Raw genomic sequence first — 17,390 nt, 5'->3', positions numbered from 1 at the left:
AGTCGGTTATATCACCCCGACGCGTAACGCTGCGCTGCCTGAATCTCCCGTTTCCCCCGCCGGCCTATGGCTGGCATGAAATGTGCTTAATGTAAAAAATAGCAACAAAAATCAGATTGTTGACAAACCTACCCTCCGTTTATCGAACGATGAACCGGTGCCGATACATTATCCGAGGAGAAACGATGCCTTTTAATCGACGTTATTTTATGCCGCTGCTGGCGGGTTCGCTGCTGTTTGGCGGCTATGCGCATGCGCTTGATATCCCGCCGAAGACCGGGAAGTATTGCGACACGCCGTCGCGCTGCCTCAATCCCATGACCACGCAGGGAATGGTGACTTCGCCGAACTATCTGGCGACGCAGTCCGGGGTCGACGTCCTGCGCAAAGGCGGCAACGCGGTGGATGCGGCAATCGCCGTGGCATCCACGCTGGCCGTGGTCTATCCGCAGATGAACACCATCGGCGGCGACAACTTCTGGCTGATCTACAACGCGAAAACCGGTGAGCTGCGCGGCCTCAACGCCAGCGGGCGCGCAGGGGAGCGGGCGACGATCGATTTTTATAAACAGAAAGGGCTGGATAAGATCCCGGCGCGCGGCTATCTGGCCGCCAATACCGTCCCCGGCGCGGTATCGGGCTGGGATGAGGCGTATCGTTACGCCGCGGCCAGCATGGGACGCTCGCTGCCGTGGTCGTCTCTGCTCTCTTATGCCGTCGACTATGCGGAAAACGGGTTTGCCGTTAGCGCCAGCCTGAACTACTGGTCTACGGTAAACATCGACGCCGCGGACAAAACATTTCGCGCCCTGCAACGTTTTCCCGAATTCAAGAAAGTGTTCCTGAAAGACGGCGGCAAGGCATATGAGGTGGGGGAAACGCTCAAACAGCCGGATCTGGCGGCATCACTGCGTACCCTGGGGGCGCAAGGGGCGCGCGCGTTCTATCAGGGGGAGCTGGCGGATAAGATCGTCGCCGATCTTCAGGCTCACGGCGGCGTGCTGACGCGGAATGATTTCGCCAAACACAAAGCAACCTGGGTAACGCCGATTCACGTAAATTACCGCGGCTACACGGCCTATAACCTGCCGCCGAATACGCAGGGGATGGCGTCGCTGGAAATTCTTAACGTGCTGAATAACTTCGATGTGAAAGCGCTGGGCGAGGGCAGCCCGGATTATTACCACCTGCTGATTGAAGCGACGAAGGAAGCGTTCGTCGATCGCGATCGTTATCTGACCGATCCCGACTTCAACGATATTCCGCTGGATAAACTGCTGTCGCCGCGGCACGGGCAGGAGCAGGCCGCGCGTATCGATATGAAAAAGGCGCGCGCCGATTTGACGCCGCTGGATCCCAAAGGCGATACCGTCTGGTTCGGCGTCGTGGATGCCGAAGGCAACGCGGTGTCGCTGATTCAGAGTATTTATCACGATTTCGGATCCGGTATCGTCGCCAAAGACACCGGCATTTTGCTGCAAAACCGCGGGAGCTTCTTCTCGCTCGACCCGGCCAACGTGAATCATCTGGAGCCGAATAAGCGCACCTTTCATACCCTGAATCCGGCGATGTTGATGAAGGACGGACGGCCGTATCTGGTCTATGGCACGATGGGAGGGGAAGGACAGCCGCAGACGCAGGCCGCCATCGTGACCCGCATCGTGGATTTCGGCATGACGCCGCAGGATGCGCTGAATGCGCCGCGCTGGCTGCACGGCCGCACCTGGGGCGCCTCATCCAACGACCTGAAAATAGAGAGCCGGGTCGGCATGGCGGCGGCTGACGAGTTAAAACGGCGCGGTCATCCGGTGAAGATCGTCGCACCCTATACCGACACCATGGGGCACGCCGGCGCGATATTAATTACGCCGAAAAACCGTCTGATGCTGGGCGCCACCGATCCGCGCGGCGACGGGCTGGCGGCCGGTTACTGATGTAACGCGAACGCAAAAATTATCGGCTTCATAAGCCTGATCCGGGCGCAGCGCCGCATATGGTCGAAGGGCGGAGCGCTGCGCCGGCATTAGGCGCCTGCCTCATCGACGCGTCGAAGGCGTTCGCCGCAGCCAAAGCGTTGGGCTTCCTCGTCATTCAGTGGCAAAATATGCCCCCTAATTTGTTCAGGGCCACTGGCTATCGGGGAAAACGATGAAAATTCTGGTTGATGAAAACATGCCGTACGCGCGCGAGCTATTTAGCCGGCTGGGCGAAGTTCAGGCGGTGCCCGGACGGCCGCTGCCGCGTGAGGCGCTGCACGGCGCCGCCGCGCTGATGGTGCGTTCGGTGACCAAGGTGAACGCCGCGCTGCTGGCCGGCAGCGACGTGAAGTTTGTCGGCAGCGCCACGGCCGGCACCGACCATGTTGACCAGAACTGGCTCGACGCCAACGGTATCCGCTTTGCGGCGGCGCCGGGCTGTAACGCCATCGCCGTCGTCGAATATGTTTTTTCTTCCCTGCTGATGCTTGCCGAACGCGACGGATTCCAGCTGCGCGATAAAACCGTCGGCATCGTCGGCGTCGGCAATGTGGGCGGGCGGCTGAACGCGCGTCTTAAAGCCTGGGGCGTCAAAACATTGCTGTGCGATCCGCCGCGGGCGGAACGGGGGGACGATGAGGACTTCCGGCCGTTCGACGAACTGGTCAGAGACGCCGATATCCTGACGCTGCATACGCCGCTATACCTTGACGGCCCCTACAAGACTCACCATCTGGTCGATGCGTCCGTGCTGAGCCGGTTCGCCGCGGGCCGGATCCTGATAAACGCCTGCCGCGGGCCGGTGGTGGATAACGCCGCCTTGCTGGCGGTATTAAACCGGGGAAAAAAATTCAGCGTCGTCCTTGATGTCTGGGAGCCGGAGCCGGCGCTATCGGCGGATCTGCTGGCGCTGGTCGATATCGGCACGGCGCATATCGCCGGCTATACGCTGGAAGGAAAAGCCCGCGGCACCACGCAGGTGTTTGAAGCCTGGAGCCGGTTTATCGGCAATCCTCAACAGGTGGCGTTATCGTCCCTGCTGCCCAAACCGGAGGTCGCCGAAGTGGCGCTGACCTCGCCGTTAAATGAAGCGTTGTTCAAGCGTCTGACGCATTTGGTGTATGATGTCCGCCGGGACGACGCCCTGCTGCGCCATGCGGCGCATCAGGAGGGCGGGTTTGATCGCCTGCGTAAAAATTATCAGGAACGCCGCGAATGGTCGTCACTTCACGTTATCTGCGCCGACAGCGACAGCGCGGATTGTCTGAATAAGCTGGGGTTCAATGCCTCCGTGGCGCCTGGGCGTTAATCCGCATCTATTTTTATGATATCGGTTTTACGGGCGATAGGCTTATCGCCCCTGGATGTTTCATTCATCAGTTTGGAGAGAAAATCACATGTCCGACGGCTGGAATATTGCTCTGCTGGGCGCAACGGGGGCGGTGGGTTCGGCATTGCTGGAGCTATTGCAGGAGCGCGAATTCCCGGTGGGAGAGTTGTATCCGCTGGCCAGCGAACGCAGCGTGGGTGAAACTATCCGTTTTAACGGCAGGTCTTGTCCGGTGCAGGATGCCGCCGATTTTGACTGGTCTCAGGCGCAGCTGGCGTTTTTCGTCGCCGGTCAGGACGCCAGCGCGCGTTATGCCGAAGAGGCGGGCGACGCCGGGTGTTTGGTTATCGACAGCAGCGGTCTGTTTGCGCTGGAGCCGGATGTTCCGCTGGTGGTGCCGGGGGTTAACGCCCATACGCTGGCGGATTACCGGAACCGCAATATCGTGGCGGTGGCGGATAGCCTGACCAGCCAACTGCTGAGGGCGATAAAACCCTTGACGGATGCGGCCGGCCTGTCCCGTTTGCATGTGACGACGATGCTGTCGGTTTCCGCCCGCGGCAAGGCGGCGGTGGATGATCTGGCCGGACAAAGCGCGCGCCTGCTGAACGGCATTCCGCCCGAAGCGGGCGTGTTTCCCAAACAGCTGGCGTTCAATCTGCTGCCGCTGTTGCCGGATAACGAGGGCAGCGTGCGCGAGGAGCGTCGTCTGGTGGAGCAGACGCGCAAAGTGCTGCAGGACGAAGGTTTGCCGCTTTCCGTTTCCTGTATTCAGTCGCCGGTTTTCTACGGCCATGCCCAGGTGGTTCACCTTGAGTCTTTGCGTCCGCTCTCCGCGGAGGAGGCGCGCGATGAACTGCTGCGCGCCGACGACGTGCAGGTCAGCGACGAGCAGGACTATCCCACGCAGGTTGAGGACGCCTCCGGCAATGTGCGGCTAAGCGTCGGCTGCCTGCGTAATGACTACGGTATTCCCGAGCTGTTGCAGTTCTGGTCTGTCGCGGACAATGTTCGTTTCGGCGGCGCGCTGATGGCGGTGGAAACGGCGGAGTGTCTGGTGCGGGAGTATTTGGGGTAATGTCTGAATCGACTCGGGCGGCGGAAAGCGCCGCGCTGAAAATCGCGCTGGGAATTGAGTATGACGGCAGCCGCTATTATGGCTGGCAGCGGCAGGCCGAGGTCGGCAGCGTTCAGGCCTGTCTTGAAAAGGCGTTAAGCAGCGTCGCCAATGAGCCGATCGGCGTCTTTTGCGCCGGCCGTACCGACGCCGGCGTGCATGCGACCGGACAGGTGGTGCATTTCACCACTCAGGCGCGGCGCAAAGACGCCGCCTGGACGATGGGCGTTAACGCCAACTTGCCGGCGGATATCGCGGTGCGCTGGGTAAAAACGGTTGACGACGATTTCCACGCACGCTTCAGCGCCACGGCGCGCCGTTATCGCTATGTCATCTATAATCATCGCTACCGCCCCGCGGTGTTGGCCCATGGGGTCACGCACTATTATCACCCGCTGGACGCGGAGCGGATGGAGCGCGCCGGTCAATGCCTGCTGGGCGAGAATGATTTCACCTCGTTTCGCGCCGTTCAGTGTCAGTCCCGCAGCCCCTGGCGTAATGTAAATCATTTAAAGGTTACGCGTCATGGCGCTTATATCGTGGTAGATATCAAAGCCAATGCGTTCGTTCACCATATGGTGCGCAATATCGTCGGCAGCCTGATGGAAGTGGGATGCGGCAATCAGCCGGAAACCTGGATTGCGCAGCTGCTGGCGGCCAAAGATCGTACGTTGGCGGCGGCGACGGCCAGAGCCGAAGGGTTGTATCTGGTCGCGGTGGATTATCCCGCGCGTTTTGCGCTGCCGCGACCGGCGATGGGGCCGCTGTTTTTAAATGATTAGTTTTAACAAATTGATTTATATACCCTAAATAATTCGAATCGCAGAAAAGCCAACGCGCATGCCACTTGAAGTATGGCGGGTATAAAATATACGTTATTGCATAATCGGTTTGTGAGTGACGCTTTTCCAAGCGCCTAAACGGCCGCTCGGAGGCAAACGGCGCCAAGAAAGCAATGCCGATCGTTTAAGCGCCGAGATACGCGGGGCGACCACCGGGGTGAGGCATCCCTATGGGAAGCTCCCCCGGTGTTTCCCCTAAAAACCGGCTTAAGTGAACGATATTAGCCAAGAAAGAGATGTTTTAATGGAATTCATACGGTTTATTATCGATTTTATCCTGCATATCGACGTTCACCTGGCTGAACTGGTTGCGCAATACGGCGTCTGGATTTACGCCATACTGTTTCTGATTTTGTTCTGTGAAACCGGGCTGGTGGTGACGCCTTTTTTACCGGGCGACTCTTTGCTGTTTGTCGCGGGCGCCCTGGCCGCTTTGCCGTCGAACGAGCTGGACGTTCATATGATGGTCTTCCTGATGACCGTCGCGGCGATCCTGGGCGATGCGGTGAATTACACCATCGGCCGGCTGTTCGGCGAAAAGCTGTTCAGCAATCCGCAGTCAAAAATTTTCCGCCGCAGCTACCTGGATAAAACGCATCAGTTTTATGCGCGTCACGGCGGTAAGACAATAATTCTGGCACGCTTCGTTCCTATTGTGAGAACATTCGCGCCGTTTGTCGCAGGTATGGGGCACATGAGCTACCGGCATTTCGCCGCTTATAACGTCGCCGGCGCCCTGCTGTGGGTACTGCTGTTTTCCTATGCGGGCTACCTGTTCGGCGATTTGCCGGTGGTGCAGCAAAACCTGAAGTTACTGATTGTCGCGATTATTTTCGTCTCTATTCTGCCCGGCGTGATTGAAATCATCCGCCACAGAAGAGCGGCGGCGCGCAAGAATGTAAAGTAAATGAAATAAACTTTAACATCCGGTTTTACCAGTTTTTTATCCACAGCGCCGGAACGTTATGGTTTAATGGGCAGCATTTATGGTCTGTTCCTGGAGCAATCCCTGGCGCCGATATCGATGCCGCAATCAACGCGCGCCTCAGCCGTCTTTTCATCGGCGCGTCGTCAGGGAAAAGTAGCGCATGAACAGTGGACTGGCGTGTGCCAGGTTCAAGCAGAAAGGTTATCAATGAGCTGGATTGAACGAATTCTTAACAAAAGCAATATCACGCCGACCCGTAAAGCGAATATTCCTGAAGGCGTTTGGACGAAATGTGATAGTTGCGGGCAGGTTCTTTATCGCGCGGAGCTGGAGCGTAATCTGGAAGTTTGCCCTAAGTGCGATCACCACATGCGCCTCTCCGCGCGCGCCCGTCTACAATCTTTCCTGGATAAAGAAGGGACGGTGGAGTTAGGCAGCGAGCTGGAACCGAAAGATATCCTGAAATTCCGGGATTCGAAAAAATATAAAGATCGCTTGGTTGCCGCGCAAAAGCAATCCAATGAGAAAGATGCGCTGGTGGTGATGAAGGGCACCCTATACGGTATGCCGATCGTTGCGGCGTCGTTTGAGTTCGCCTTTATGGGCGGTTCGATGGCTTCGGTGGTCGGCGCGCGTTTCGTGCGCGCCGTTGAGCAGGCGCTGGAAGACGGTTGCCCGCTGGTCTGTTTCTCCGCCAGCGGCGGAGCGCGGATGCAGGAAGCGCTGATGTCGTTGATGCAGATGGCGAAAACCAGCGCGGCGTTGGCGAAAATGCGCGATCGCGGCCTGCCGTATATCTCGGTGCTTACCGACCCGACCATGGGCGGCGTGTCCGCCAGCCTGGCGATGCTGGGCGATCTGAATATCGCCGAACCCAAAGCGCTGATCGGCTTTGCCGGGCCGCGGGTTATCGAACAGACGGTGCGCGAAAAATTGCCGCCGGGCTTCCAGCGCAGCGAATTTCTGATTGAAAAGGGCGCTATCGATATGATCGTCCGCCGCCCGGAAATGCGTTATAAACTGGCGTCTATCCTCGCCAAGTTGACCAACTATCCGGAGCCGAGCGACGAAGTGGCGGAACACCATCAGGATGCCGCCGCCGAATCGCAGGACGACGCATAGTCGAAAGAATGAACAGGAAGCGGCGATCCGAGCGGACGTTATGCTTCCTGTATAAATGAACCGTAAGCCAGTGAACGGGACTCATGGATAATCTTCAAATACCCCAAGCCACGTCGCCTTTGGCCACGTGGCTTCATTATCTTGAGCACCTGCACGGTCAGCCCATCGATTTGGGACTGGCGCGCGTCAAGCAGGTCGCCGAGAATCTCCAATTATTACAGCCCGCCGGGGTGGTTTTTACCGTCGCGGGAACCAACGGCAAGGGCACGACCTGCCGTACGCTGGAGTCGATACTGCTGGCCGCCGGGCTGCGGGTCGGCGTGTACAGCTCCCCGCACTTGCTGCGCTATACCGAGCGGGTAAGGATTCAGGGGAAAGAGCTGCCTGAATCGACGCATTGCCAGGCGTTTGCGCATATCGAAGCCGGAAGAGGGGCGGTTTCGCTGACCTACTTCGAGTTCGGCACCCTGGCCGCATTGCAGATGTTTAAGCAGGCCGAACTGGACGTGGCGATTCTGGAGGTCGGTTTGGGCGGACGCCTTGACGCGACCAATATCGTCGATGCGGATGTCGCCGCGGTGACCAGCATCGCGCTGGACCATACCGATTGGTTGGGCGGCGACAGGGAGTCTATCGGCAGAGAGAAAGCCGGGGTGTTCCGTCAGGGGCGGCCGGCGGTGGTCGGCGAACCCGATATGCCGGCGTCGATCGCGCAGGTCGCCGAAGAAAAGGGCGCGCTGTTACTACGACGCGGCCGCGACTGGGACTTTTCCATTCAGCGCGACGCCTGGAGCTGGCAGAATAAACAGCGCGAATTATCGGGGCTGCCGCTGCCGAACGTGCCGTTAGCCAATGCGGCGACGGCATTAGCCGCGTTGCATTCCTCGCCTTTGAACGTAAATGAAGAGGCGATTCGTCAGGGGTTGCGCGCGGCGGCGTTGCCGGGACGTTTCCAGATCGTCGGCGAGCATCCGCTGCTGATACTGGATGTCGCCCATAATCCCCACGCCGCCGCTTATTTGGCGCGGCGGCTTGCCGCGCTGCCGAAGAGCGGAAAAGTCCGCGCGGTGGTGGGCATGCTGGCGGATAAAGATATCGGCGGCACGCTGGAGCATTTAAAACCGCAGGTCGACGAGTGGTACTGCGCTCCGCTGGAAGGCCCGCGCGGGGCGACGGCGCGGCAATTGGCAGAACATCTGGACGATTGCCGGCAATGTTCCGACGTGGCCGCCGCCTGGCGGCAGGCGATGGCGGCGTCGGCAAAAGAGGATATCGTTATTGTCTGTGGATCTTTTCATACGGTAGCGCACGTTATGGAAGCGCTGGATGAGGAGAGTTCGTATGGCGAGTAAATTTCAGAATCGGCTGGTGGGCACCATCATTCTGGTCGCGCTGGGCGTCATCGTATTGCCGGGGTTGTTGGACGGCAAGAAGAAGCACTATGAAGACAAGTTCGCGGCGATCCCGCTGGTTCCCTCATCCGATGAGAGCAACGAAATGGATTCGCTGCCCGCTCTGACGCAATCGCTGCCCAGTCAGCCGCCGGAAGGCGCCGAGGCGGCGATCAAGGGCAATGAGGCTGAGAGCGATACGGAAAATAGCGCCGCCGACGTTAAAGCGGAGAGCGCGCCTCCCGCGACCAGTGCGCCGCCCGCCGCCGCCGAACGGCCGGTGAAGAAACCCGCTGAGGTAAAACCGCAGCCTAAACCCGAGGTGAAGCCCAAGCCGGAACCGAAGCCTGAGCCGAAACCGGAAGCCAAACCCGAGACGAAACCGGAAGTTAAGCCGGAAGCCAAACCCGCGGAACAGGCGCCGGCCGGACAGGCTTACGTCGTACAGCTCGGCGCGCTGAAAAACGCGGACAAGGTTAACGAGATCGTCGCCAAGCTTCGGCTCTCCGGCTACCGGGCGTATACCCAGCCGGCGACCCCGGTTCCGGGGCAGATTACCCGAATTTATGTCGGCCCGGATGCGTCAAGGCAGAAATTACAGTCTTCGCTGGCGGAACTTCATCAGATCAGCGGGCTGAGCGGTCAGGTAAAATCGTATAGCGTGCGCTAAGGGATTGACGCGCCGAACGGCGTTTTTTGTTTGATTTCCGATTAATCAAATCGGCGGAAATACGCTACGCAAACGTTTTCTTTTTCTGTTAGAATGCGCCGCGAACAGGATGACGTGGCGACCTGACGGTTGACATCGTTCATTATTAGGATGACTCATGATTTGGGTTGATTACGTCATTATTGGCATCATCGGATTCTCGGCGTTGGTTAGCCTGATCCGGGGGTTCGTACGTGAAGCGTTGTCGCTGGTAACCTGGGGATGTGCATTTTTTATCGCCAGTCACTACTATGTTTACCTCGCGGTGTATTTCACCCGTTTTGATGACGAACTGGTACGTAATGGCATTGCCATCGCCATTCTGTTTATTGCGACATTGATTGTGGGTGCTATCGTCAACTATGCGATCGGTTCGCTGGTTGAACGCACCGGACTCTCTGGCACCGACCGCGTATTGGGCATTTGTTTCGGTGCGTTGCGCGGTGTGCTGATCGTTTCTGCGCTGCTATTCTTTCTGGATACCTTCACCGGTTTTTCACAGAGTGCTGACTGGAAACAGTCCCAGTTAATTCCGCAGTTCAGTTACATTATCAGGTGGTTTTTTGACTACCTGCAAAGCACGTCAAGTTTCTTGCCGCAGCATCTATAGCCGCGGCAGCGCTGATGAGGAAAAGACACCATGTGCGGTATTGTCGGTATCGCCGGTTTTACGCCGGTCAACCAGTCGATTTATGACGCGTTAACGGTGTTGCAGCACCGTGGGCAGGATGCCGCGGGCATCATCACCATCGATGCCTTAAATTGTTTTCGCCTGCGCAAGGCCAACGGCCTGGTGAAGGATGTGTTTGAAGCGCGGCACATGCAACGCCTACAGGGCAACATGGGCATCGGGCACGTGCGCTATCCCACCGCGGGCAGCTCCAGCGCTTCGGAAGCGCAGCCTTTCTACGTTAACTCGCCGTTCGGCATCACGCTGGCGCATAACGGCAACCTGACCAACGCGCACGAACTGCGTAAAAAGCTGTTTGAGCAGGGTCGCCGTCATGTGAACACCACGTCGGATTCTGAAATACTGCTGAATATTTTCGCCAGAGAGCTGGACCGTTTCCAGCACTATCCGCTGGAAGCCGATAATATTTTTGCTGCGGTGGCGGCGACGCATCAGCAGATTCGCGGCGCCTATGCCTGCGTAAGCATGATTATCGGCCACGGCATGGTGGCTTTCCGCGATCCAAACGGCATTCGGCCGCTGGTTATCGGTAAACGCGATCTGGAAGACGGCCGCAGCGAATATATGGTGGCGTCGGAAAGCGTCGCGCTGGATACGCTGGGCTTTGAATTCCTGCGTGATGTCGCGCCGGGAGAGGCGATTTACATCACGGAAAAAGGGCAGCTGTTTACCTGCCAGTGCGCCGAGAACCCGAAAAGCAATCCTTGCCTGTTCGAATACGTTTACTTTGCCCGTCCCGATTCGTTCATCGATAAAATTTCCGTTTACAGCGCCCGGGTGCGCATGGGGCAGAAGTTAGGCGAGAAGATCGCCCGTCAATGGGAAGATCTGGATATCGACGTGGTGATCCCCATCCCCGAGACCTCTTGCGATATCGCGCTGGAGATCGCGCGTATCATCAACAAGCCGTATCGTCAGGGATTCGTGAAAAACCGCTACGTAGGCCGTACCTTTATCATGCCGGGACAGCAGGCGCGCCGTAAATCGGTACGCCGCAAGCTGAACGCCAACCGCGCCGAGTTCCGCGATAAAAACGTTCTGCTGGTCGATGACTCCATCGTGCGCGGCACCACGTCCGAGCAGATCGTCGAAATGGCGCGCGAGGCGGGGGCGAAACGCGTCTATCTGGCTTCGGCCGCGCCGGAAATTCGTTTTCCCAACGTGTATGGCATCGATATGCCGAGCGCGAATGAGCTGATCGCCCACGGGCGCGAAGTGGATGAGATCTGTCAGCTTATCGGCGCGGACGCGCTTATCTTCCAGGATCTGGACGATCTGATCGCCGCCGCGCGCGAAGATAACCCGGATATCACCCAGTTTGAATGTTCGGTATTCAACGGCGTTTACGTGACCAAAGACGTCGATCAGCGCTATCTGGACTACCTGGAAGTGCTGCGCAACGACGATGCGAAAGCGCTGCGTAGCCAGAATGAAGTGGAAGATCTGGAACTGCATAACGAAGGCTAAGCGCTGAATCTTCAGCTGTCCGCCCGCGATGCCGCGCTGAGAGATGATTGAAGCAAAAGGGAGAACGGTGATGCGTTCTCCCTTTTCTTATTCTTGCTTATCGGTAATCAATGCGGCAAAGTCTGCGCAGATAGACGATCCGTGTAAATTATGCATCCGCGTTAACCATCTGGCGCGAGCGGTCAGAGGCACTATTGATGAAGCGACTTATTGTAGGTATTTCCGGCGCCAGCGGGGTGATTTATGGCGTTCGCCTGTTACAGGTTTTGCAGGCGATTGACGAGGTGGAAACTCATCTGATTATCAGTCAGGCGGCGCGGCAGACGCTGGCCTTGGAAACGGATTTCAGCCTACGCGACGTTCAGGCGCTGGCTGATGTGGCGCATGACATTCGCGATATCGCCGCCAGCATCTCCTCCGGCTCGTTTAGAACCGACGGCATGGCGATTTTACCCTGTTCGATCAAAACCCTGTCGGGGATTGCCCACAGCTACAGCGACAATCTGCTGACGCGCGCCGCCGACGTGGTGCTGAAAGAGCGCCGCCCCCTGGTGCTCTGCGTGCGTGAAACGCCGCTTCATCTGGGGCATTTGCGTATGATGACCGCGGTGGTGGAGTTGGGCGCGGTTATTATGCCTCCGGCACCTGCTTTCTATCACCGTCCGCAAAGCGTAGAGGATATCGTCGATCAAACGGTAAATCGCGTTCTCGATCAGTTTGATATCAGGCTGCCCGCAGATCTTTTCACGCGCTGGCAGGGCGCGTAAACGCCGGGCGTGTTACGCGCCGTGACGCCCAGGCAACGCCTTTCGCCCCTTTTTGGGGCTTTTTTATGCCATTGCACTATTCCATTCCGCCGTTGCTCCTTTATGGCGCCAGCCAGCGACTCCCTTTATTGGTTTACGCGCCGCTTTTTGCCCTTTTTCCGAAGTAAATGCTCTAATATTTTAATTATCAATTAGTTATGTTTCTCTGCCGCCGTCGGCGTTATACCCTTTGGTTAATGCGGATTTCTTATTGTGGCATGAAAACTGCAAGGATTTGGCCGTCGACGAACGATCTTTGACCTTCAATCACTCATTGGTAAAGGTAGCGATATGAAAAAACTGATAAAAGCTTTGCCGCTCGCACTGATTTTGGCCGCAGGAAGCGCCATGGCCGATATTCCCAAAAATCTTAAGCTGGGCACCGATCCCACCTATGCGCCGTTTGAATCTAAAAACGCCGGCGGCGAGCTGGTCGGGTTTGATATCGATCTGGCGAAAGAGTTATGCAAACGTATTGCGGCTAACTGTACCTTTGTCGAAAGCGATTTCGATGCGCTCATCCCGTCGCTGAAAGCGAAAAAAATCGACGCCATTATCTCTTCGCTCTCCATCACCGAAAAGCGCCAGCAGGAGATCGCCTTTACCGACAAACTTTACGCGGCCAACGCGCGTCTGATTGCGAAGAAGGGCTCCGGCATTCAGCCGACGCTGGCATCCCTGGCCGGCAAACGCGTCGGGGTGCTGCAGGGCACCACGCAAGAGTCCTACGCCAATGCATACTGGCAGCCGAAGGGCGTTGATATCGTCGCCTACCAGAACCAGGATCTGGTTTATGACGATTTGAGCGCCGGCCGTATCGACGCCGCATTCCAGGATGAAGTCGCGGGCAGCGAAGGCTTTCTGAAGCTGGATGTGGGCAAAGACTACGAATTCGCCGGGGCGTCGGTGAAAGACGATAAGTATTTCGGCGTAGGCACCGGTATGGGGTTGCGTAAAGAGGATACGGCGCTGAAGGCCGCGCTGGATAAGGCATTCGCCGCCATGCGCGCCGACGGCACCTATGACTCCCTGGCGAAGAAATATTTCGATTTCGACGTCTACGGCGGCTAACCGCCTATTCCGGCGGGGAGCGCACCATCTTGCTCCCCGCCGTTTGGCGCGGTTTGGGCAGCCGCTGGCGCGGCAAGCGCGGTGAAAATAGGCGCCGAAGCGTGCCGATTGGCGATTAACCTCTGTTCCACTTTAAGCGGAAATAAGCGATGTTCTACGGCTATTCCCAATTGATTCTGGATGGCGCGGCGATGACGCTGGAGCTGGCGGTGAGTTCGCTGATTCTGGCGTTGATCATCGGCTTGATTGGGGCCGGCGCGAAGCTGTCCGCCAATCGATTATTGTCCGGCGGTTTTTCCTGCTATACCACGCTGATTCGCGGCGTACCCGATCTGGTGCTGATGCTGCTGATTTTTTATGGCCTGCAAATCACGCTCAATAATGTGACCGAGGCGCTGGGCTTCAGGCAAATCGATATCGATCCGCTGACCGCGGGCATCATCACGCTGGGCTTTATCTACGGCGCCTATTTTACCGAAACCTTTCGCGGCGCCTATCTGGCGGTATCCCGCGGCCAGATTGAGGCCGCCGTCGCTTTCGGTTTTACGCCGATGAAAGTGTTCCGCCGGATTATGTTTCCCGCAATGATGCGCTTTGCCTTACCCGGCATCGGCAATAACTGGCAGGTCATCTTGAAAGCGACGGCGTTAGTGTCGTTGCTCGGCCTGAATGATGTGATTAAGGCCACGCAGCTGGCGGGCAAAGGGGCGCGCGAACCCTTCTATTTCGCGCTGGTCGCCGGGGGGATGTATCTGATCTTCACCACCGTCTCCAACGGGGTTTTGTGGTGGCTGGAAAAACGCTATTCCGCAGGAGTAAAAAAAATCAATTATGAGTGAGATCCTGCAACAATATTGGCAGCCGCTGCTGTGGAGCGACGGCTACCGTCTGACCGGCCTGGCGATGACGCTGTGGCTGCTGATCGCCTCCGTGACGATCGGCGGCGCGCTGGCGCTGCCGCTGGCGGTGGCCCGCGTCTCGCCCCGGCGCCGCTTCAGCCTGCCGGTTTGGGCGTTTACCTACGTCTTTCGCGGCACGCCGCTCTATGTGCAGCTACTGGTTTTCTACTCCGGCGTTTACAGCCTGGAAATCGTGCGGGGAACCGATCTGCTGAACGCGTTTTTCCGCAGCGGCTTGAATTGCGCCGTGCTGGCGCTGGCGCTGAATACCTGCGCCTATACCACGGAAATTTTCGCCGGCGCGATTCGCGCGCTGCCTTACGGTGAAATTGAGGCCGCCCGGGCCTACGGCTTCTCCCGCTTTAAACAGTATCGCTGCATTATTCTGCCGGGCGCTCTGCGCATTGCGCTGCCGGCCTACAGCAATGAAGTGATTCTGATGCTGCATTCCACGACGCTGGCCTTTACCGTCACCGTACCGGACATTCTGAAAATCGCCCGCGATATCAATGCGTCGACCTATCAGCCGTTTTACGCCTTTGGCATCGCCGCGCTGATCTATCTGACGATCTCCTTTGCGCTAATCGGGCTGTTCAGAAAAGCGGAGCGGCGCTGGCTGCGCCACCTCTCCCCCGGTTCATCCAACTAAACGCAGGAATAATAGCTATGTCGAATAATAAGCTGATGGTGACGGAACTGCGTAAACGTTATGGCCAGCACGAGGTTTTGCAGGGGATTTCGCTGCGGGCGCGGGCCGGAGACGTGATTTCGATTATCGGCTCGTCCGGGTCGGGCAAGAGTACGCTGCTGCGCTGTATTAATTTTCTGGAAAAACCCTGCGAGGGAGCCATCTACGTCAACGACCAGGAGATCCGCATGGTGCGCGATAGCGATGGTCAGTTAAAGGTTTTCGATAAACAGCAGCTGCGGCTGCTGCGCACGCGTCTGACGATGGTATTTCAGCATTTCAATCTATGGAGCTTTATGACGGCGCGGGAAAACGTCATGGAGGCGCCGGTTCAGGTGCTGGGGCTCAGCAAAGCGCAGGCGCGCGAACGTGCGATATTTTATCTGAATAAGGTGGGCATCACCGGCGACGCGCAGGATAAATACCCGGCCAACCTCTCCGGCGGCCAGCAGCAGCGCGTCTCGATTGCGCGCGCCCTGGCGATGGAGCCGGAAGTGCTGCTGTTTGATGAGCCGACGTCCGCGCTGGATCCCGAGCTGGTGGGCGAGGTGCTGCGTATTATGCAGCAACTGGCGGAGGAGGGGAAAACCATGGTTGTGGTGACGCATGAGATGGAGTTCGCGCGCCATGTTTCCAGCCACGTGATTTTTCTGCATCAAGGGGTCATTGAAGAAGAGGGGCCGCCGGGAGAGCTGTTCGGCAACCCGAAGAGCGCTCGTCTGCAGCAGTTTCTCTCCGGTTCTTTGAAATAATTTCATGGGGGCCGCCGCCCGGCCGGCGGCGCGTCAGCGGGATCTCCCGGTTACGTCTTCCAGCGCTTCTTTCAGCTCGAAGAAGCGAAAGCCGAAACCGGCGGCTTCCAGCCGGGTCGGAATAGCGCGCTGCCCGCCGAGCACCAGCGTCGCGGCTTCTCCCATCAGCAGTTTGATGGCGAATACCGGCGCGCGGAGGAAACCGGGGCGATGCAGCACCTCCGCCAGCATGGCGGAAAACTGTTCGTTGCGTACCGGGTAAGGCGACACCATATTAAACGGCCCGCTGAGAACCGGGGTATCCAGCAGATAAATAATCCCGTTCACCATATCGTCGAGATGAATCCACGGCATGTACTGTTTACCGGAGCCGATCGGCCCCCCCAGCCCTAAACGAAACAGCGGCAGCATTTTCGCCAGCGCGCCGCCCTGGTCGGAAAGCACAATGCCGGTGCGCAACAGGCAGACGCGGGTTTTATCGCTTTCGGCGGACTGCGCCAGCGCTTCCCAGCGCGCGCACAAATAGTGCGTGAACTCGTTGGCCGGCGTCTCATCTTCGGTGACCAGCGCCGCCCCCTGATCGCCGTAGTAGCCCACCGCGGAGCCCGAAATAAAAACCGCGGGCGGTTCGCTGCTGGCGTTGATCAGTGTGGCGAGCCGTTCGGTAATTTTCCAACGGCTCTGGCACAGGCGCTGTTTCTGCGCGGCCGTCCAGCGCTTGTCGGCGATAGGCTCGCCCGCCAGATTAATTACGCTGTCGAAATCGTTCAGCGAGGTTTTATCGTCCAGCGCGGACCAATACGCCACCCCGTCGCCCAGCAGCGTTCGGGCGCGTTCAGGATGGCGGGTCAGGACGGTAATATCGTGGGAAAGTATCAGTAATCGTTGAATCAAATGGCGCCCGATAAGGCCGGTGCCGCCGGTAATTAATAATCGCATCTCTGGCCTCGCTTATTACCTGCATTTTTATCGCGGTTTCTTCGTTCGCAGCGTATTGAAAGCGCTGGGGACATCACCCCGGTTTTACCGATTCCCGGCGCCCGACAGGCTAACGCAGCCCTTTATAGTAGCGCATGCTTATGGATACGGAGTCGGCGTACCGCAGGGCGAACAATTTGTCCACCTCAACTTCAGCATAGGTGATCCAGTCATGATTGCTGGCGATATCAAGCACATCCTGCGTTAATTTTTCCAGCAGGGCAAAGCGGTGCTCTTCCACGTGGCGGATAATATTCTTGGTGATGGTGCGGTAATTCAATGCGTCATTGATATCCTCGCTGGCGCGTGACTTTTCCGCCGGGTAGTGGATCTCGACGTTGATGACGATATCCTGCCTGTTGTTGATCTCCTCCTCCTTAATCCCAACGAAGGTACGCAGTCGCAGGTTTTTTATCCGAATAATGGCATCAGTATTACGGTGTGGCATTTATCGCCCCTTTTTATTTGCAATTACCGTGGTGAGGGTGTCGCGGAGGCGCATACGCCGCCGCCGCTGCGCCTCGGGTTCGCTTTACTACGTCAGAATAGCGAGATTTATCTATTTTGCCTTACCCCAGCCCCGCTTTACCACCGCGCCGTTGCCGCGGGGCAAGCGATTTTCC

Annotated in this window: 17 protein-coding genes; 15 read left to right on the top strand and 2 right to left on the bottom strand. The window is 57.7% G+C overall.

Annotated features, from left to right (window positions below; genetic code table 11):
• The first annotated feature begins 185 nt into the window (after positions 1–185).
• From ggt to hisP, 15 genes are all read left to right on the top strand, one after another.
• Entirely contained in the window at positions 186–1,934 is a 1,749-nt protein-coding gene (ggt, locus tag VSX58_RS13540; protein ID WP_327618550.1) for a gamma-glutamyltransferase, read from the top strand.
• 214 nt (positions 1,935–2,148) lie between these two features.
• Positions 2,149–3,285, top strand: a complete 1,137-nt coding sequence (pdxB, locus tag VSX58_RS13535) for a 4-phosphoerythronate dehydrogenase PdxB (protein ID WP_327618549.1) — start codon at positions 2,149–2,151, stop codon at positions 3,283–3,285.
• Positions 3,286–3,373: 88 nt separating this feature from the next.
• Positions 3,374–4,384: an aspartate-semialdehyde dehydrogenase gene (locus VSX58_RS13530; RefSeq protein WP_327618548.1), complete on the top strand. Its 1,011-nt coding sequence runs from the start codon at positions 3,374–3,376 to the stop codon at positions 4,382–4,384.
• Positions 4,384–5,205 (top strand): tRNA pseudouridine(38-40) synthase TruA, encoded by an 822-nt coding sequence (gene truA / locus VSX58_RS13525; RefSeq protein WP_327618547.1) that lies wholly within the window; start codon positions 4,384–4,386, stop codon positions 5,203–5,205. Before VSX58_RS13530 ends, truA begins: the two co-directional genes overlap by 1 nt.
• A gap of 304 nt (positions 5,206–5,509) precedes the next feature.
• A complete protein-coding gene (locus VSX58_RS13520; protein ID WP_327612960.1) occupies positions 5,510–6,172 on the top strand; it encodes a DedA family protein in 663 nt (220 codons plus the stop codon).
• Between the two features lie 228 nt (positions 6,173–6,400).
• A complete protein-coding gene (gene accD, locus VSX58_RS13515; RefSeq protein WP_327612959.1) occupies positions 6,401–7,315 on the top strand; it encodes an acetyl-CoA carboxylase, carboxyltransferase subunit beta in 915 nt (304 codons plus the stop codon).
• An 83-nt stretch (positions 7,316–7,398) separates the two neighbouring features.
• On the top strand, positions 7,399–8,667 hold the full coding sequence (gene folC / locus VSX58_RS13510; RefSeq protein ID WP_327618546.1) for a bifunctional tetrahydrofolate synthase/dihydrofolate synthase: 1,269 nt from the start codon (positions 7,399–7,401) through the stop codon (positions 8,665–8,667).
• Complete coding sequence (gene dedD / locus VSX58_RS13505) at positions 8,657–9,376, top strand: cell division protein DedD (RefSeq protein ID WP_327618545.1); 720 nt, start codon at positions 8,657–8,659, stop codon at positions 9,374–9,376. The genes folC and dedD overlap by 11 nt, the downstream gene beginning before the upstream one ends.
• A gap of 157 nt (positions 9,377–9,533) precedes the next feature.
• A complete protein-coding gene (gene cvpA, locus VSX58_RS13500) occupies positions 9,534–10,025 on the top strand; it encodes a colicin V production protein (RefSeq protein WP_327612956.1) in 492 nt (163 codons plus the stop codon).
• Between the two features lie 30 nt (positions 10,026–10,055).
• Positions 10,056–11,573: an amidophosphoribosyltransferase gene (gene purF / locus VSX58_RS13495; protein ID WP_327618544.1), complete on the top strand. Its 1,518-nt coding sequence runs from the start codon at positions 10,056–10,058 to the stop codon at positions 11,571–11,573.
• A 197-nt stretch (positions 11,574–11,770) separates the two neighbouring features.
• A complete protein-coding gene (locus VSX58_RS13490) occupies positions 11,771–12,340 on the top strand; it encodes a UbiX family flavin prenyltransferase (protein ID WP_327618543.1) in 570 nt (189 codons plus the stop codon).
• A gap of 330 nt (positions 12,341–12,670) precedes the next feature.
• Positions 12,671–13,450 carry a lysine/arginine/ornithine ABC transporter substrate-binding protein gene (locus VSX58_RS13485; protein ID WP_327618542.1) on the top strand — a complete coding sequence of 260 codons (780 nt, stop codon included), beginning with the start codon at positions 12,671–12,673 and terminating at the stop codon, positions 13,448–13,450.
• A gap of 149 nt (positions 13,451–13,599) precedes the next feature.
• Positions 13,600–14,289, top strand: a complete 690-nt coding sequence (gene hisQ, locus VSX58_RS13480) for a histidine ABC transporter permease HisQ (RefSeq protein WP_327618541.1) — start codon at positions 13,600–13,602, stop codon at positions 14,287–14,289.
• Positions 14,282–14,998: an ABC transporter permease gene (locus VSX58_RS13475; RefSeq protein WP_327618540.1), complete on the top strand. Its 717-nt coding sequence runs from the start codon at positions 14,282–14,284 to the stop codon at positions 14,996–14,998. The genes hisQ and VSX58_RS13475 overlap by 8 nt, the downstream gene beginning before the upstream one ends.
• A gap of 17 nt (positions 14,999–15,015) precedes the next feature.
• Positions 15,016–15,789: a histidine ABC transporter ATP-binding protein HisP gene (hisP, locus tag VSX58_RS13470; protein WP_327618539.1), complete on the top strand. Its 774-nt coding sequence runs from the start codon at positions 15,016–15,018 to the stop codon at positions 15,787–15,789.
• Between the two features lie 33 nt (positions 15,790–15,822).
• On the opposite strand, the gene VSX58_RS13465 is transcribed toward hisP, so the two are convergent.
• Together VSX58_RS13465 and folX are read right to left on the bottom strand one after the other, a co-directional pair.
• Complete coding sequence (locus VSX58_RS13465) at positions 15,823–16,728, bottom strand: TIGR01777 family oxidoreductase (protein WP_327618538.1); 906 nt, start codon at positions 16,726–16,728, stop codon at positions 15,823–15,825.
• A gap of 109 nt (positions 16,729–16,837) precedes the next feature.
• Positions 16,838–17,215 carry a dihydroneopterin triphosphate 2'-epimerase gene (folX, locus tag VSX58_RS13460; protein ID WP_327612948.1) on the bottom strand — a complete coding sequence of 126 codons (378 nt, stop codon included), beginning with the start codon at positions 17,213–17,215 and terminating at the stop codon, positions 16,838–16,840.
• Between the last annotated feature and the right edge of the window lie 175 nt (positions 17,216–17,390).

Origin of the sequence: Brenneria populi (genome assembly GCF_036016195.1) — a bacterium.
Classification (GTDB): domain Bacteria; phylum Pseudomonadota; class Gammaproteobacteria; order Enterobacterales; family Enterobacteriaceae; genus Brenneria; species Brenneria populi.
This window is presented reverse-complemented; position numbering and strand designations above follow the sequence as displayed.

Bases quoted from the DNA above. Each gene is read 5' to 3' on its own strand.
- dedD (WP_327618545.1), top strand. From the start codon at position 8,657: ATGGCGAGTAAATTTCAGAATCGGCTGGTGGGCACCATCATTCTGGTC.
- VSX58_RS13475 (WP_327618540.1), top strand. From the start codon at position 14,282: ATGAGTGAGATCCTGCAACAATATTGGCAGCCGCTGCTGTGGAGCGAC.
- ggt (WP_327618550.1), top strand. From the start codon at position 186: ATGCCTTTTAATCGACGTTATTTTATGCCGCTGCTGGCGGGTTCGCTG.
- VSX58_RS13490 (WP_327618543.1), top strand. From the start codon at position 11,771: ATGAAGCGACTTATTGTAGGTATTTCCGGCGCCAGCGGGGTGATTTAT.
- pdxB (WP_327618549.1), top strand. From the start codon at position 2,149: ATGAAAATTCTGGTTGATGAAAACATGCCGTACGCGCGCGAGCTATTT.
- truA (WP_327618547.1), top strand. From the start codon at position 4,384: ATGTCTGAATCGACTCGGGCGGCGGAAAGCGCCGCGCTGAAAATCGCG.
- VSX58_RS13520 (WP_327612960.1), top strand. From the start codon at position 5,510: ATGGAATTCATACGGTTTATTATCGATTTTATCCTGCATATCGACGTT.
- VSX58_RS13530 (WP_327618548.1), top strand. From the start codon at position 3,374: ATGTCCGACGGCTGGAATATTGCTCTGCTGGGCGCAACGGGGGCGGTG.
- cvpA (WP_327612956.1), top strand. From the start codon at position 9,534: ATGATTTGGGTTGATTACGTCATTATTGGCATCATCGGATTCTCGGCG.
- VSX58_RS13485 (WP_327618542.1), top strand. From the start codon at position 12,671: ATGAAAAAACTGATAAAAGCTTTGCCGCTCGCACTGATTTTGGCCGCA.
- accD (WP_327612959.1), top strand. From the start codon at position 6,401: ATGAGCTGGATTGAACGAATTCTTAACAAAAGCAATATCACGCCGACC.
- VSX58_RS13465 (WP_327618538.1), bottom strand. From the start codon at position 16,728: ATGCGATTATTAATTACCGGCGGCACCGGCCTTATCGGGCGCCATTTG.
- folC (WP_327618546.1), top strand. From the start codon at position 7,399: ATGGATAATCTTCAAATACCCCAAGCCACGTCGCCTTTGGCCACGTGG.
- hisP (WP_327618539.1), top strand. From the start codon at position 15,016: ATGTCGAATAATAAGCTGATGGTGACGGAACTGCGTAAACGTTATGGC.
- purF (WP_327618544.1), top strand. From the start codon at position 10,056: ATGTGCGGTATTGTCGGTATCGCCGGTTTTACGCCGGTCAACCAGTCG.
- folX (WP_327612948.1), bottom strand. From the start codon at position 17,215: ATGCCACACCGTAATACTGATGCCATTATTCGGATAAAAAACCTGCGA.
- hisQ (WP_327618541.1), top strand. From the start codon at position 13,600: ATGTTCTACGGCTATTCCCAATTGATTCTGGATGGCGCGGCGATGACG.